Annotated in this window: 12 protein-coding genes; 8 read left to right on the forward strand and 4 right to left on the reverse strand. The window is 62.9% G+C overall.

What is annotated here, in order from left to right:
• Positions 1-9: 9 nt before the first annotated feature.
• Both FQ746_RS05025 and FQ746_RS05030 read left to right on the forward strand, forming a co-directional pair.
• On the forward strand, positions 10-1185 hold the full coding sequence (locus FQ746_RS05025; RefSeq protein WP_144107823.1) for an AAA family ATPase: 1176 nt from the start codon (positions 10-12) through the stop codon (positions 1183-1185).
• Between the two features lie 146 nt (positions 1186-1331).
• Complete coding sequence (locus tag FQ746_RS05030; RefSeq protein ID WP_144107824.1) at positions 1332-2399, forward strand: glycosyltransferase family 4 protein; 1068 nt, start codon at positions 1332-1334, stop codon at positions 2397-2399.
• 311 nt (positions 2400-2710) lie between these two features.
• Here FQ746_RS05030 and FQ746_RS05035 read toward each other — a convergent pair whose 3' ends face one another.
• From FQ746_RS05035 to FQ746_RS05045, 3 genes are all read right to left on the reverse strand, one after another.
• On the reverse strand, positions 2711-3304 hold the full coding sequence (locus FQ746_RS05035) for a YSC84-related protein (protein WP_144107825.1): 594 nt from the start codon (positions 3302-3304) through the stop codon (positions 2711-2713).
• A gap of 372 nt (positions 3305-3676) precedes the next feature.
• Positions 3677-4123, reverse strand: a complete 447-nt coding sequence (locus FQ746_RS05040) for a hypothetical protein (RefSeq protein WP_144107826.1) — start codon at positions 4121-4123, stop codon at positions 3677-3679.
• Positions 4124-4349: 226 nt separating this feature from the next.
• Positions 4350-4643 (reverse strand): PsiF family protein, encoded by a 294-nt coding sequence (locus tag FQ746_RS05045; RefSeq protein ID WP_144107827.1) that lies wholly within the window; start codon positions 4641-4643, stop codon positions 4350-4352.
• 833 nt (positions 4644-5476) lie between these two features.
• Here FQ746_RS05045 and FQ746_RS05050 point away from each other — a divergent pair.
• Complete coding sequence (locus tag FQ746_RS05050; protein WP_144107828.1) at positions 5477-6847, forward strand: DUF6566 family protein; 1371 nt, start codon at positions 5477-5479, stop codon at positions 6845-6847.
• A 104-nt stretch (positions 6848-6951) separates the two neighbouring features.
• On the opposite strand, the gene FQ746_RS05055 is transcribed toward FQ746_RS05050, so the two are convergent.
• Complete coding sequence (locus FQ746_RS05055) at positions 6952-8511, reverse strand: mannose-1-phosphate guanylyltransferase/mannose-6-phosphate isomerase (RefSeq protein ID WP_144107829.1); 1560 nt, start codon at positions 8509-8511, stop codon at positions 6952-6954.
• 666 nt (positions 8512-9177) lie between these two features.
• Between FQ746_RS05055 and FQ746_RS05060 the strand changes: the two genes are divergently transcribed.
• From FQ746_RS05060 to FQ746_RS05080, 5 genes are all read left to right on the forward strand, one after another.
• Positions 9178-10575, forward strand: a complete 1398-nt coding sequence (locus FQ746_RS05060) for an undecaprenyl-phosphate glucose phosphotransferase (protein WP_144107830.1) — start codon at positions 9178-9180, stop codon at positions 10573-10575.
• Positions 10576-10612: 37 nt separating this feature from the next.
• The gene (locus FQ746_RS05065) at positions 10613-12094 is read left to right on the forward strand and encodes a UDP-glucose dehydrogenase family protein (protein WP_144107831.1); all 1482 of its coding nucleotides are present in this window, start codon (positions 10613-10615) and stop codon (positions 12092-12094) included.
• A 44-nt stretch (positions 12095-12138) separates the two neighbouring features.
• Positions 12139-12594, forward strand: coding sequence for a low molecular weight phosphotyrosine protein phosphatase (locus FQ746_RS05070; RefSeq protein ID WP_144107832.1), 456 nt, complete (start codon positions 12139-12141; stop codon positions 12592-12594).
• Complete coding sequence (locus FQ746_RS05075) at positions 12588-13847, forward strand: polysaccharide biosynthesis/export family protein (protein ID WP_409932368.1); 1260 nt, start codon at positions 12588-12590, stop codon at positions 13845-13847. Before FQ746_RS05070 ends, FQ746_RS05075 begins: the two co-directional genes overlap by 7 nt.
• Before the next feature lie 126 nt (positions 13848-13973).
• Entirely contained in the window at positions 13974-16211 is a 2238-nt protein-coding gene (locus tag FQ746_RS05080; RefSeq protein ID WP_144107927.1) for a polysaccharide biosynthesis tyrosine autokinase, read from the forward strand.
• Positions 16212-16270: the final 59 nt, after the last annotated feature.

The following is a 16270-nucleotide window of genomic DNA, read 5'->3' on the forward strand; positions in this document are numbered from 1 at the left end:
GGAAGCGTCATGCTGACGGCGCTCGCCGTCGCGGGTTACCGGTCGTTGCGCGAACTGATCGTGCCGCTCGGTCGGCTGAACGTGATTACCGGTCCGAACGGCAGCGGCAAGTCGAGTGTGTACCGGTCGTTGCGGCTGCTCGGCGAGACCGCGCGCGGCGGGGTGATTGCGTCGCTGGCGCGCGAGGGCGGTTTGCCGTCCACGTTGTGGGCCGGCCCCGAGCGCTTTTCACGCGCGATGCTCGCTGGGGATCAGCCGGTCCAGCCGACCCGCCGCAACGAGCCGGTGAGCTTGCGGCTGGGTTTTGCCAGCGAGACCTTCAGCTATGCCATCGATCTGGGCATACCCAGCAATCACGAAGCGACCAGCTTCACGCTCGACCCGGTCATCAAGCGCGAATGCATCTGGAACGGACCGCTGCTGCGTCCGTCCACGTTGCTGGTGGACCGCCGTGGTCCGGCGATCTTCACGCGCGAAGGCGCGGCTAGCCGCGACGACTGGCAAAGCATCCCGCAGCCGGTCGCGAGCTTCGACAGCATGATGACGGAGTTCTCCGACCCGAGAGCCGCGCCGGAGATGATCGCGGTGCGCGAGCAGATCCGCTCGTGGCGCTTCTACGATCACTTTCGCACCGACGCCGAAGCTGCCGCCCGCCTGCCGCAGATCGGCACGCATACGCCGGTGCTCGCGAACGATGGCGCGGATCTCGCCGCCGCGTTGCAAACCGTCCGCGAGATCGGCGATGCGGCCGCGCTCGACGCCGCCATCGACGACGCGTTTCCCGGCTCGCGTGTCGACATCGACTGCAGGGACGGCCGTTTCGAAGTGACGATGCGGCAGCAGGGCTTGCTGCGCGCGCTCAAGGGCGCTGAGTTATCCGACGGCACCTTGCGTTATCTACTGCTGGTGGCCGCGCTGCTGACGCCGCGTCCGCCCGCGCTGCTGGTGCTGAACGAACCGGAGACGAGCCTGCATCCCGATCTGCTGGCGCCGCTCGGGCGACTGATCGCGCGAGCAGCGGCGCATTCACAGGTGCTGGTCGTGTCGCATGCGACGCGTCTGATCGCGGCGCTCGAGCGCGAACCCGGCAGCGAGTCGATCGTGCTGGAGAAGGAGCTGGGCGCAACGCGTATCGCCGATGCGGACGATCGCGACCTGCCGGCCTGGAAATGGCCTTCGCGCTAGCGGAGGGAATTGGCCCGGTCGAATGTAAGCCGAATGTAACAGCGCCATGTAAGTGCAAGACCCGAGGCTTTTACGGGTGGCCTCGGGAATAATGATTCGTTGCCGTCGCAGCGCGAACCGGCGGCTCAAGAACAGGAGACAAGCGAATGAAAATTGCCCAGATCGCCCCATTGACCGAATCGGTGCCGCCCAAGCTTTACGGCGGCACGGAGCGCGTCGTGTCGTACATCACCGAGGCGCTGGTCGATCTCGGGCACGACGTCACGCTGTTCGCCAGCGGTGACTCGGTCACCAGCGCGAAACTCGAAGCCGTCTGGCCGCGCGCGTTGCGTCTCGATCCGGGCATTCGCGATCGCGTCGCGCCGCACATGCTGCTAATGGAATTGGTGCGCCGTCAGGCCGACAACTTCGACGTGCTGCATTTCCATCTCGACTACTACTCGTTCTCGGTTTTCAAGCGCCAGGAAACGCCGTTCGTGACGACCATGCATGGCCGGCTCGATCTTCCCGAGCAGCAGCCCGTGTTCGACACGTTCAACACGGCGCCGGTCATCTCCATTTCCAACTCGCAGCGCCAGCCTTTGCCGCAAGCGCGCTGGTTGACGACCGTGTATCACGGCCTGCCTGAAAACCTGTACACCCCGCAACCGGTCGAGCCGAAATACCTGGCATTCCTTGGTCGCATTTCGCCGGAAAAACGCGTCGATACCGCGATCCGCATTGCCGGGCGCTGCGGCCTGCCAATCCGCATCGCCGCGAAGGTGGACGCCGCCGATCGCGAGTATTTCGAGCGCGAAATCCGGCCGCTGCTGGATTTGCCCTACGTGGAATTCATCGGCGAAATCGCGGATAACCAGAAGGCCGAGTTTCTGTCCGGTGCGCACGCGTTGCTGTTTCCGATCGACTGGCCGGAACCGTTCGGTCTGGTCATGATCGAGGCGATGGCCTGCGGCACGCCGGTCGTCGCGTTCAATCGCGGGTCGGTGCCGGAGGTGCTGGAAGACGGCATCACGGGCTATATCGTCGAGGACGAGATCGGCGCGGTGGCGGCTGTCAACCGTCTGCACAAGATGCCTCGCGCGGGAGTGCGGCAGCGCTTCGAGGAACGCTTTACGTCGCACCGGATGGCGCAGCAGTACGTGGATGCGTATCAATCGGTGATTCGTGCGCAGAAGCGTTCGCGCTTCAAGGTGATCGATACGTCGGGGAGTTGAGCGGCGAGTCGCTTGGGCGCCGGGCCATCGGGCCAGCGGCTGGCGGCAGCTGAAAAAAGAACGGCGATAGGCCTATGCTTATCGCCGTTTTTCATTGCCGCCTGCGGGGCGTTCGTCCCGGATGGTCTTCGATTGCTCGAAGTCAGGCAGCCTGCACGATGCAATGCCTGGTTGCAGAAGCCTTCGCAGCGGGCTGCGCTCGATCCGGATGCCGTTGCCGGCAGATGCCGCCAGATGCCGACAGACAACACCAGGCGCGGATCGGGCGCTTACCCGCAAACCGGAGAGTGGTTGCGAAGCTTCCGCGACCGTTAGATCTTCAGACGCGACACCTTGGTACCCGACAGCGACAGATCGCCCATCAGGCCGGCGTTGGTCAGCACGAAGACTTCGACCGGCGCGGTCGCCGTGTTGGTGTCGATGGCGCCATTGGCGCCCATCTTCACCAGCGCGACCGAAGCGTCGCCACCGACCGACCAGCCGTCGGCATTGCGGAATTTGTCCAGTGCGTCCTGCGTCATGAACAGGAAGATGATGGCCTTCGACTGAGCGCCGGCCTGAAAACCGAACGAACCGGAGATCGTGCTGTAGTAGCCGACCGTGCCGCCGCCTACGCGCAGCGAGCCTTCGCCGTACTGACCGCCGACGATGAAACCGGCTTGCAGCACCGACGGGAATACCAGCACGCCACGCGCTTTGGAGACGAGTTCACGCGAACCCTTCACGGTGGTGTACAGACGCGACATGGTGCCGTCGACGCTTGCGTCGATCGACTGACGTTTGGATGAATCGGTGGATGCGGTGCCCTGGTTGCTGCTGTTGCTCGTCGTTGTACAGCCAGCGAGTGCAAGGCCGCCGAAAGCGAGCGCAGCGGTGCTCTTCAGCATGAAGTTTCGTCTTTGCATCGTTTTTCTCCGTCATGGTTCCGGGTCGCAACCCTATTTGGTGGTGCCGGGTTGCCTAAGGGTTATATCACAATGAAGCGCGAATAGTGCGTTTCGGCGCTAGCCCAAAAGCCTTGTGTGGCGGGGCTTTGGGGCGAATTGTAAAAATTGTCAAGGTAAAAATGACCGTACCCTTCAGGGTGCTGCGAGGGTCTCTGCGGCTCGCGTCGAACACGTTTTTCGCCAACCCGAGTCGGGGTGCACCAGCCCGTCGGGAACGCGACTCCAAATACTGGAACGGTTAATTTTTACCGATTTTTCGATCCGTCGATTTAGCTGAAATCGAAATGAAAGTGTTGTCGTCGCGCTGCAATTCTGACTTTCTGACGTGACTTACCCGTGATTCGCGGGACTCTTGCCCGGCGGACGTCGCAGCGCGCGGCGCAGCATGCCGATCAGCACGCCGATCAGGAACAGTACGACGGCCGGCACGACCCAATAACCGACGAACGCATGCCAGAGATAAGCCAACAAGGTGGAACGACGCACGCCGTATTCGTTGCGCGCGTCCTGCTGACGCTGCGCGTTGGCGGTGAGCACGTCGGCCGGGCAGCCGGCGGCGCGGGCTTCGTCGGCCCGGCCATGACAGTGGGCCGGCGCGCCGGCGGCGCGTTGTGCATCGGTGAACTGCCAGGCGTTCAACGCGCGATCCAGATCGACGGCGTTATAGGCCATCTCCTCCCTGATCTCGCTGACTGCCACGATCGCCACGGGAACGGCCCAGAAGACGATCACGACCAGCCACCGCCTTAACCAGCGGTTCTTGTGTTTCGATACCATCCTTGCCTCCAATCGGTGCTGTGCAGCACCAACGACAAGATGGCGGCCCGTCTGATGTTATGTGTGGGGGTGGGCCGTCTCCGCCGCCATCATAGAAGAAAAATGGCGCGTTCGGGCACATGCTCGGGGAGGGGGGAGGCGAGGCAAAACCGTCGGCAAATGCCAGGCTGGAAGGCGTCGCGCCGGAGAGCCGCGCGACGCCTGGTTTAACGCGATGTGAATTAACTCAGTTCGCCGGCGCGGAAGACAGGCAGGTCTTCATGAACGCCTTGCGGTCGTCGCCTTTCTTGCCCGTTGCCTGGGTGTTGCACGCCTTCATCTTGTCCTGCTGGGTCATCTTGGTGGCGGCCGGTTTCGCCGACAGGCAGGTTTTCATGAACGCCTTGCGGTCGTCGCCTTTCTTGTCGGCAGCCTGCTTGTTGCAGTCGGCCATTTTGGTTTGCTGGCTGTTCTGTGCAAATGCCGGAGCAACGAGGACCGCGCCCAGCACCAGCGTAGCGATAGCGGATTGGATCTTCATGTGACAACTCCCAGTTGATTGATACGTTTTTGATGTTCCGTGCGTGCGGGCGTCGACGGCTTCCAGACCCTCGGCACGGTCATTATGTGGCAATTGCTATCTGCCACAACGGACAAAAATGCGTTCTGGTTGACAGGGTTCCACAATGGTTTTCCCGAATGCGGCGGCTAAAAAACCAATACGCCAATTCAAAACAGCTCAATCATGGCTATGCGGAACCGTGCTATGCAATGCGGATTCATTTGTCGATCCTATTCAAGAGAATTAGCGGTTTCTTATCCGTGATGCATCGCAAATTGATGCTGTCATGCCTATCGGATTGCTGCGAATACAAGCGAATGAGAAATCGCGGGAAATAGGATGGCCGAAAAAGCCTGAGAACCGGATGATGCCTCTTGGATAGGCGAGGTTGGTTCGTCGAAATGCGCCATCGTTCGCAGATCTATTCATAAAGAATAACGGCGAAAAGCGGCGATCATTGTGCTGTGCAATAAGTTGATTTCCGCTTTGATAGCTACCTGTTTCATGACGGCAATAGGTGGAATAACGCGGAAAAAAATATAACTTTGTTTCTATGCGTAACACTTGTCCCCACGATATTCACGCAAACCCTGGTGATGGTATGCTTCGTGCACAAATTCTCCCATGCACGAGTGAGACCACGTTTTGTGCTTCGCAACAGGGACAAATCGCACTAACGCAGTGCGCTATTGACCCGTCAACAGAACGTACAAAACAAAATTTGTGCAACCGAGGGCAGCACACGAATCGTCACAGTTGAATTCGTGGCTAGCCCAAAGCCGCGGCCCGGCCAGGCTGCGTGGAGAAAGTCCATGTTTTTCGATGAGCTAAGCAATGACGAATGGGCAGTGCTGGCAGCGCTTGTCTCCGACGAGCCGGCCGTCCGTTTGAACCGACGCGGTCGGCCGCGCGCCGAACCCCGCATCGTGGCGAATGCCGTGCTGTGGATTCTGACTACTGGCGAGCCCTGGTCCAAGTTGCCGGGCCGCTATCCGTCAGGGCCTACGTGCCGGCGCCGTTTCGAAGAGTGGCAACTGAACGGCACCCTGCTCGAAATGGTCCGTTTGTTATCGCGAACCGGCCGTACGTTTGCCTACGTACCGCAACCCTCGGCGCCGCTCGCGGCCAGGCCGCCGGCGCCCGTCGTCCGCAAGCCCGAAGTGCGCGACGAGAGTCCGCGCGGAGTGTCGTGGAAGAGTCCGGAGTCGTGGCGGGCGCCTGGTGCGGCCGGCACTTCCACGAGCCTCGAAAACTGGCGCGCCGCCGATCCGATCGGCGATATCACGCGGCACCTGTCCGGTGCGGGATACGCGCCGCCGGTGGCTGCATTGCGTGAATCGCGTGAACCGCATGAACCGCCTCCGCGTATGCCGCTAACAACGCCAGCAGGCTGGCACGCCACGCATGGCGTCACGCCGCGTCCGCAGGACACCTTTGCCTACACACGCGGAGTTTCGTCGACGGATGCGACCGTAGCCATTGCGCGCGATGCCATGGAGCGGATCGATGCGGCAATCGCTTCTGCGAACGGCCCCGTGCACGCCGCTGGGCAAGTCGCTGCCCAAGCCGCTGCGCACGCTTCCCAGCGCTACCCGTCGCTTCAGGAACTGCGCGAGTCGCGCCGCGCACTGACTACGAGTCTTGCCCCGCGCGGCACGCAGATCGACGATACGCGCGGTTATGCGATCTACGTCGCGGCCGAGTCGGTGCCGAACGGCATGTATCGCGCGTGGGTGGAAATCATGCAGGACGGCAAGCGTGTCGAACGTTCGGGTCTGGTCGGTCCACGTTTCGCACAGGCGAATCAGGCCGAGCATTACGGGCTCGAATGGGCGCATCAATGGATCGACCGGCAGTGCAGAACGCAGGCGGCGGCCCCGCTACGCGCCCGGTCCGAGGCGGGCGCGATGAGCGCCAACCACCACGCTCCGGCCGAACCCGAGATTCGCGCGGAGATTGCGGACATAGCGCGCCCGTTGCCGCCGATCCGCCACGTCCCCGAGCCGCCACCCGCGGTCAATCACAGCGGCCCGCTGCATAGTCCGCTCAACTCGTACGGCGGCCCGGTGCGGCGTTATCCGGTCGAACCGGCTTCACCTGCGGCCGTCGCGTCGGCGGACAATCCGAACACGGCGTCGGAGCGTTATCCGTCGTTTCAGGAACTGATCTCACACGCCGGATAACAACGACGCACAGCAACACACAGCACCACACCGCACCACCATAAAAACTCAGACAGTTTCCCGCGGCCGGTAGGAGCAACCGCCGCAGGTCCCAACCTTATTCGTTACTGGCGTCCATACGTATCGTCGAAGCGCACGATATCGTCTTCACCGAGATACGAGCCCGACTGCACCTCGATCATTTCGAGCGGCATCTTGCCGGGATTTTCGAGCCGGTGTGTCACGCCCAGCGGAATATAGGCCGACTCGTTTTCGGACACGATAAAGCGCTCTTCGCCGCGCGTGACGAGCGCCGTGCCGCGCACGACGATCCAGTGTTCGGCGCGATGATGATGCATCTGCAGCGACAGTCGCGCGCCCGGTTTCACGACGATGCGTTTGACCTGAAAACGCTCGCCGGTATCGACGGAATCGTAGTTGCCCCACGGTCGATGCACCTTGCGATGATTGGCGGCCTCCAGTCCGCCGGCGCTGCGAATGCGGCCGACGATTTTCTTCACGTCCTGCACGCGCGATTTATCGGCGACCAGAATCGCATCCGCCGTCTCGACCACCACGAGGTTGTCGGTCCCCACGCATGCGATCAACCGTCCTTCCGAGTGCGCGAACGTCGAGGAGGCGCCTTCGAACATCACATGCCCGCGCGCCACGTTGTGCTCGGCGTCTTTATCGGAGATGTCCCAGATGGCGTCCCACGAGCCGACGTCGGACCAGCCCGCCTGCAACGGCACGACCACGCCGGTCGCCGCGCTCTGATCGCTGCCGAGTTGTTCCATCACCGCATAGTCGATTGAATTGGACGGCGATGCGCAGAACGCATCGCGCTGCAGGCGGAAGAAATCGCCATCCGATTTGCCGCCCGCGAAAGCGGCGTCGCACGCTTCGTAAATCGCCGGCTGGAAGTGGCGGATCGCCTTGAGCCAGGTCGACGCACGCATGATGAAAATCCCGCTGTTCCACCAGTATTCCTGCGACTCCACGTAACGCTGTGCGAGTTCCAGATGCGGCTTCTCGACGAAGCGATCGAGCGCGTGCGCGCGGATCGCGCGAGGCGCGTCGGCATCGGCATCGTCCTTCACGACGTCGTTAGGGATACCAAATTCCGCGCCGATGCGAATGTATCCATAGCCGGTTTCCGCGCGCGTCGGCACGATGCCCATCGTTACGATGTGACCGGCCGCCGCATGCTGCACACCGCTTGCCACCGCCGCGCGAAAGCCGTCCATATCGGTCACGGCGTGATCGGCGGGCATGACGACCATGATGCCGTCTTCGTCCTGCGCGGCAATCGAGAGGGCGGCGACGGTCAGCGCGGGCGCAGTGTCGCGTCCTGTCGGCTCCAGTATCAGCCGGGACGGTTTGCCGCTCGTGCGTAGTTGCTCGGCCGTGGTGAAGCGCTGTTCTTCATTGGCGACCACCACGAGTTGTCCGCTGAGCGGATAGCCGGCCTCGAGTCCATCCAGACGCCGCGTGGTCGATTGCAGCAGCGACTCGTCGCCGAGCAGACCGATCAACTGCTTGGGATGCTGCTCGCGCGACATCGGCCACAGCCGGGTGCCGGAACCGCCTGCGAGGATCACGGGATGAACCTTGAGTTTGACGTTCAAGGGCGTAGCTTGCGTGAACCGGGTGTCGGCGGGCGTCGCCGTAACCGGAGCTGTCATGATGGACTCCTCGAGGCTGGGTTAATGCATCGAGTTTTATCACGAAGACGGGAATCAATAAAAGCGCGTTAAATCGCCATGCCGCGATAAAAACCGGAAAAGCAATCGTTAAATTTACCCGCGGAATCGATTAAAAAATGCCGGATGGATTTATAAAAAAAGAAAAATTAAACAAAAAATGCAGCACGATTTTTTTCGCACGGCGACGTCGAAAAAATAAAGTGGAAGGCCCCGTGTAAGCCTGCTCGGAGCAACGCTGGCGCCCCCTCCGAACCTCCTCGAACGAGTACCAAAAAGCGCCCATCTGCGCGCTCTGCCGGTAACAGTTGCCGTACAAAAATCAGAAAAAATACCGAAAAATTGACCGATACATTTAGAGATATTTTGTGCTCTTGCAGCGCGAATTTTAATGCCGCTTTATCTAGTCCTGTAGCAGGGTATTCACTCACCGACTGAGTCGTATCTGGATTTTCTACCCCGGCCATTCGGCGTGGCCGAATAAAAATCCGGCAATGCAATCAGCACCGCTTTAACCTGTTTCGCGTCGTGCATCGGGCAGGCAGGACGCCGGGACCGGCGTTGCGGTTGCCGATCCAGGGCCGGCGGATGCGACGGAATTAAACCGACTAACGGATGACACTTGACTGACGATCTGAGGGGCAGCGGATGCTGAGCGTTCTATCGAGAATCATCGACATCGCCATGGTCGCGCTCGGCGCGGTGATCGCGACGGCCGTGCATAGCGGGCAGTTCGTCTGGCTGGACGAACTGCAACGGGTTTCGCTCGTGTTCGATTGCCTGCTGGTGGTGGTGTTCTTTCCGGCGCTCGGCATCTACCAGTCGTGGCGCGGCAAGCCGCTTTACGACCTGCTGTGCCGCGTCGCCGGCGGCTGGGCGATCGTCGAAGTCACCGGCGTGCTGATCAGCTTCAGCCTGCACCGTTCGGACAGCCTGTCGCGTCTGTGGCTGGTGTACTGGGCGGTGGCCAGCATCGTGCTGCTGATCGTCACCAAGGTGATCGTCTACTCGATCCTGCGCGGCCTGCGCCGCGAAGGCTTCAATCAGCGCGCGGTGGCGATCGTGGGCGGGGCACCGTATGGGCGCTTCCTGATCGCGCAGATGAAGAGCCGCCCGGAAGCCGGCTTCAGCCCCGTCGTGGTGTTCGACGAGGACGGCACGATCAACCCTTACGAAGACCCGGCCGCCGCCGACTCGATCGACGGCGTGCCGGTGGAGCGCGACTATCAGCGCATGTTGCAACTGGTGCGTCAGCGCGCGATTCGCGAGTTGTGGCTCGCGCTGCCTATCTCGAAGGAAAAAGCGATTCACCGCTTCGTGATGGACCTGCGCAACGACTTCGTGAATATCCGCTTCATTCCCGACGTGCGCAGTCTCACGCTGTTCAATCAGCCGATGGTCGACCTGCTCGGCGTGCCCGCCATCAACCTGGCCGCCTCGCCCATCACCGACCTGCGCGTGCTGCCCAAGCGCGTGTTCGACCGGCTGTTCGCGCTCGTCGCGTTGACCGCGCTGTCACCCGCCATGCTGGCCATCGCAATCGCGGTGAAGGCGAGTTCTCCCGGCCCGGTGTTCTTCCGCCAGAAGCGCAAGGGAATCGACGGGCGGCAGTTCGAGATCTACAAGTTCCGCTCGATGAAGCTGCACAAGGAGAGCGCCGGCCACCTCACCCAGGCGACGCGGCGCGATCCGCGCATCACGCCGGTCGGCGCGTTCCTGCGGCGCACGAGTCTCGACGAGTTGCCGCAATTCATCAACGTGCTGCGCGGCGAGATGTCGGTAGTCGGCCCGCGCCCGCACGCGCTGGAGCACGACGACATCTACAAGGATCTCGTGAAGGGCTACATGCACCGCTACCGGATCAAGCCGGGCATTACCGGCTGGGCGCAGATCAACGGCTATCGCGGCGAAACCGACCGGATCGAAAAGATGATGGGGCGCGTCAAGCTCGATCTCTACTACATGCAGCACTGGACCTTCTGGCTCGACATCAAGATCGTCGTGCTGACTTTGTGGAAGGGTTTCGTCGGCAGCAACGCGTATTGAGCGTAACGGATCAACCTAATTTTTCGAGGTGCAACACATGAACCTGACGATCATCGGTAGCGGCTACGTCGGACTCGTCACGGGCGCATGCCTGGCCGACATCGGCCACGACGTGTTCTGTCTCGACGTCGACCAGCGCAAGATCGACGTGCTCAACGGCGGCGGCGTGCCGATTCACGAACCGGGTCTGCAGGAGATCATCGGGCGTAATCGCAAGGCCGGCAGACTGACGTTTTCGACCGATGTCGAAGCCGCCGTCGCGCACGGCGACATCCAGTTCATCGCGGTGGGCACGCCCTCGGACGAAGACGGTTCCGCCGATCTGCAATACGTGCTGGCCGCCGCGCGCAATATCGGCCGGTATATGACGGGCTTCAAGGTGATCGTCGACAAGTCGACCGTGCCGGTGGGCACCGCCTCGCGCGTGCGCGAAACGATCGCGCGAGAACTGGCCGCTCGCAACGCGAGCCACATGTTCTCGGTCGTGTCGAATCCGGAGTTCCTGAAAGAGGGCGCCGCCGTCGACGACTTCGCACGGCCCGATCGCATCGTGCTGGGTTGCGACGAAGACGTACCCGGCGAAAAAGCCCGTGAGCTGATGAAGCGTCTGTACGCGCCGTTCAATCGCAATCGCGAGCGCACGCTGTACATGGACGTGCGCTCGGCGGAATTCACCAAGTACGCGGCCAACGCCATGCTTGCCACGCGCATTTCGTACATGAACGAACTGGCGAATCTGGCCGACCGGGTCGGCGCGGATATCGAAGCCGTGCGCCGGGGCATCGGCTCCGACCCGCGCATCGGTTACGACTTTCTGTACGCCGGCTGCGGCTACGGCGGTTCGTGCTTCCCGAAAGACGTGCAGGCGCTGATTCGCACCGCGGCCGACCACGACGCCAATCTGCGTATTCTCGAAGCGGTCGAAGCGGCCAATGACCGGCAGAAACAGGTGCTCGCGAACAAGATCGTCGCGCGGCTCGGTGAAGACCTGTCGGAACGCACGTTCGCGGTATGGGGCCTCGCGTTCAAGCCGAATACCGACGACATGCGCGAAGCGCCAAGCCGTCCGCTGATTGCCGAACTGCTGCGGCGCGGTGCGAAGGTCAAGGCGTACGACCCGGTCGCGCTCGACGAATCGAAGCGTGTGTTCGCGCTCGACCTTAAGGACGTTCCGCAACAGCACGCGCGTCTGAGCTTCGTGAACGAAGAGATGGAAGCCGCGGTTGGCGCCGACGCGCTCGTGATTCTCACCGAATGGAAAGTCTTCAAAAGCCCGGACTTCGACGCGCTCAAACAAAGCCTCAAGTCGCCGCTGATTTTCGACGGCCGCAATCTGTACGAACCCGACGTGCTGCTCGAACTCGGCATCGAGTATCACGCCATCGGCCGCCAGCACGCGCTGCGCACGGCACCCGCGCGGATCGGCGTGAACGGCTTGCCGCTTTTCTTCGATGCGGCCGATGCAGCCGATGCAGCCGATGCAGCCGATGCAGCCGATACGGCGCAGGCCGGTCGCTAACCCCGACTCGCCTGAATCCGCCACACCTCGACAAGGAGCCCGCCATGTTCGCCAATGTGCTGATCGTTTGCCACGCCAACGTGTGTCGTTCGCCCGCCGCCGAGATGTTGTTCAAGGCGCGGCAGCCCGGTGCGTCGCGCGACCGCGCGACGCCGATCGCCTTTCATTCCGCCGGGATTCGCGCGGTCAACGGTCACGGCATGGACCCCGTCATGCGGCGGCTGCTCGCCGAGCGGGGCGTCGCCTCTGGGATTCACTACGCGCGGCGTCTGGAGCGCCGGCTAGTTCGTGACGCCGATCTCGTGCTGGTCAGCGAGTGCGCACAGGTCGGCGCGGTCGAAGCGCTCGACCCGGCCTCGCGCGGCAAGGTCTATCCGCTCGGCAAGTGGGAAGACGACTCCGACGTCGCCGATCCGCACGGCGGCGATGAAGCCGGCTATCGCGAGAGTCTCGTGCTCATCGAACACCTGGTCATGGGATGGCTACAAAAAATATGCTGATGAAAAAACCGACTCCTAACGCTTGTCATGCTGCTCACGCCGTGACGCAGGTGCCGTCGAAGCTTGCAGCCGCGCTTGCCGCCCCGCTTGCCGCCGCGCTTTTGCTGACGTCCTTTTTGTCGGCCTGTGCCACGGCACCGGGTAATTACCTCGACACCTCGCGTCTGAAAGACGACGGCGCACAACAGAACCAGGCCGCCGAAACCTATCCGCTCCATCAGATCGACGGCACGCTGGTCGCGGCGCAAGCGCAAGCCCAGGCGAGCGCCGCACCGGCCGAATTGCCGGCCGCGCGTTTCAGCGATCCGTCGCAATACGTGTATCGCCTGTCGCCGCAGGACATTCTCGGCATCACCGTGTGGGATCACCCGGAACTGACCACGCCGCAAGGCAGCACGTTGTCGGCGGGCGGCACCACGACGCAGACCATCGCCGGCGCATTGCAGCAGCCGTACACGGCGGCGCTGCCGGGCCAGGCCGATCCGTACGGCCAGACCATCGCCGCCGACGGCACGATCTTCTTTCCGTTCGTCGGCCGCATTCGCGCCGCGGGCAAGACGGCCGGCGAGTTGCGCGAGCAACTGAGCGCGGGTCTCGTGCGCTACATCCGCAATCCGCAGGTCGACGTCCGCGTGCTCGCGTATCGCGGCCAGAAAGTGCAGGTGACCGGTGACGTGAAGACGCCCGGTCCGCTCGCGATCAGCGACGTGCCGCTCACGCTGGTCGACGCGATCACGCGCTCGGGCGGCCAGAACACCGACGCCGATATCCAGCGCGTGCGCCTCACGCGCAATAACCGGCTGTACGTGCTCGACGCCAACCGCATGCTCGATCAGGGCGACACCAGCCAGAACGTGATGCTGCAAGCGGGCGACATCGTCAACGTGCCGGATCGCAGCGACAGCCGCATCTTCGTGATGGGCGAAGTGAAAACGCCGATTCAGGTGCCGCTGATTCGCGGCCGCCTGACGATTGCCGATGCGCTCACGCAGGCCGGCGGCATTCTCGACACCGACGCGAATCCGCGGCAGATCTTCGTGATGCGCGGCATGCGCGAGCATCCGACCACGCCCGACGTGTACCGCCTCGACATGACGCAGCCCGATGCGGTCATGTTGTCCGCGCAATTCCAGTTGCAGCCGATGGACGTCGTGTACGTGGGCACGGCCGCTTCGACCACCTTCAACCGTGTGTTGCAACAGGTCTTGCCGAGCGTTCAGACCTTGTTCTACCTGAAGGAGCTGACGCAATAGGCCGACCGGCCGTCACGAGGCCCGCGCCGCCTGTCGAAGGGCGCGCGGCCGGCATAACAGCAAGCCAGCCCACGCAGCAGCAACCGATACGGGATACGAACCGTGAGTACACAATTTTCTCCGCACATGGCGGGTCCGGTCAGGACCGAAGAAGAGGACGTCGTCCTCGGACAACTGGTGCAGGTCATCCTCGACGACATCTGGTGGCTGCTCGCGATTGCCGCGGTAATCGTCGGGCTCGCGGCCGCCTACTGCTATCTCGCGAAGCCGATCTACTCGGCCGACGCGCACGTGCGCGTCGAGCCGTCCGACAACACCTCGCAGGCCCTCACGCAAACGCAAACCGGTGCGGCCATCACGAGCGGGTCGACCGGGCTGCCGACGGACGCCGAGATCGAAATCATCAAGAGCCGCGGCGTAGTCGGCCCGGTGGTCCAGCAACTCAAGCTGAACTTCAGCATCGCGCCGAAGACCGTGCCGCTGCTCGGCACCATTGCCGCGCGTCTGGCCACGCCCGGACAGCCGGCACGGCCCTGGCTCGGGCTGTCTTCGTACGCATGGGGCGGTGAGGTCGCCGAACTCGATTCGATCGACGTGGTGCCTGCGCTCGAAGGCCAGAAGCTCACGTTGACGGCCACGGACGCCCAGCATTACGACCTGCGCGCAGCGAACGGCGCCTTGCTGCTGCACGGCCAGGTCGGCCAGCAGGAACAGGGCGGCGGCGTGACGATTCTCGTCGACAAGCTGGTGGCGCGCCCCGGCGAACAGTTCACCGTCATGCGCGCCAACGACCTCGACGCGATCGCCGCGTTCCAGTCGGCCATTACCGTGCAGGAGCAGGGCAAGCAGACCGGTGTGATCCAGATCTCGCTGGAAGACAAGAGCCCGGAACACGCCGCCGAAGTGGCCAACGCGCTGGCGCAGTCCTATGTGCGGCAACACGTGCTGAGCAAGCAGGCCGACGCGAGCCGCATGCTCGACTTCCTGATGAGCGAGGAGCCGCGCCTGAAGAGCGATCTGGAACGCGCCGAGGCGGCGCTGACCGCGTATCAGCGGCAGTCCGGCTCGATCAATGCGAGCGACGAAGCCAAGGTGTATCTCGAAGGCAGCATGCAGTACGAGCAGCAGATCGCCGGCTTGCGTCTGCAGATGGCGCAACTGAACGAACGCTACGGCGACGATCATCCGACGCTGGTCGCCGCGCGCGAGCAGATGGCGGAGTTGCAGGCGCAACGCGCGAAATACGCGGACCGTTTCCGCGATCTGCCGGCCACCGAAGTCAAGGCCGTGCAGTTGCAGCGCGACGCGAAAGTGGCCGAAGACATTTACGTGCTGCTGCTCAACCGCGTGCAGGAGTTGTCGGTGCAGAAGGCCGGGACCGGCGGCAACGTGCATATCGTCGACGCGGCGCTGCGTCCTGGCGCGCCGGTCAAGCCGAAGAAGATGCTGATCCTGTCGGCGGCGGTGATTCTCGGCCTGATCGCCGGGACTGGCTTCGTGTTCCTGCGTCGCAACATGTTCAAGGGTATCGACGACCCCGAGCATATCGAGCGGACCTTCCATCTGCCGGTGTTCGGTCTCGTGCCGTTGAGCGCCGAGCAGGCGCAACTCGAGAGTGGGTTCGAGCGCGGCGGCCAGCGCGGCGGCGAGCGCGGCGGCGAGCGCGGCGGCGAGCGATTGCGCTCGGTGCTGGCGAACGCCCGTCCAAAAGACGTGACGGTCGAGAGCCTGCGCAGTCTGCGCACCTCGATGCAGTTCACGATGATGGATGCGAAGAACCGCATCGTCATGTTGACGGGCCCGATGGCCGGCGTCGGCAAGAGCTTTCTGACCGTCAATCTCGCGGTGCTGCTCGCGCATTCGGGCAAGCGCGTGCTGATGATCGACGCCGACATGCGACGCGGCGCGCTCGAGCGTTACCTGGGCGGCACGCAGGATAACGGCCTGTCGGAACTGTTGAGCGGGCAGATCTCGCTGGAAGAGGCGATCCGCAGTTCCGTGGTGGATAGCCTGAGCTTCATCTCGTGCGGCCGCCGTCCGCCCAATCCGTCCGAATTGCTGATGTCGCCGCGCCTGCCGCAATACCTCGACGGACTCGCCAAGCGCTACGACGTGATCCTGATCGATACGCCGCCGGTGCTCGCCGTCACCGATGCATCGATTATCGGCGCGTATGCCGGTTCGACGTTCTTCGTGATGCGCTCGGGCGTGCATAGCGAAGGCGAGATCGGCGATTCGCTGAAACGTTTGCGCGCAGCCGGCGTGCACGTGCAGGGCGGGATTTTCAACGGCATGCCGGCGCGTTCGCGCGGCGGCTACGACCGCAGTTACGCGGCCGTCCAGGAATATCTGAGCACGGATTGAAGATGAAGAAGATGGCGCGGGACGTATCGAACGGCTCACTCAACGATCAGCAAAGGACA

The organism is Paraburkholderia sp. BCC1886 (genome assembly GCF_900996245.1).
Taxonomy (GTDB): Bacteria; Pseudomonadota; Gammaproteobacteria; order Burkholderiales; family Burkholderiaceae; genus Paraburkholderia.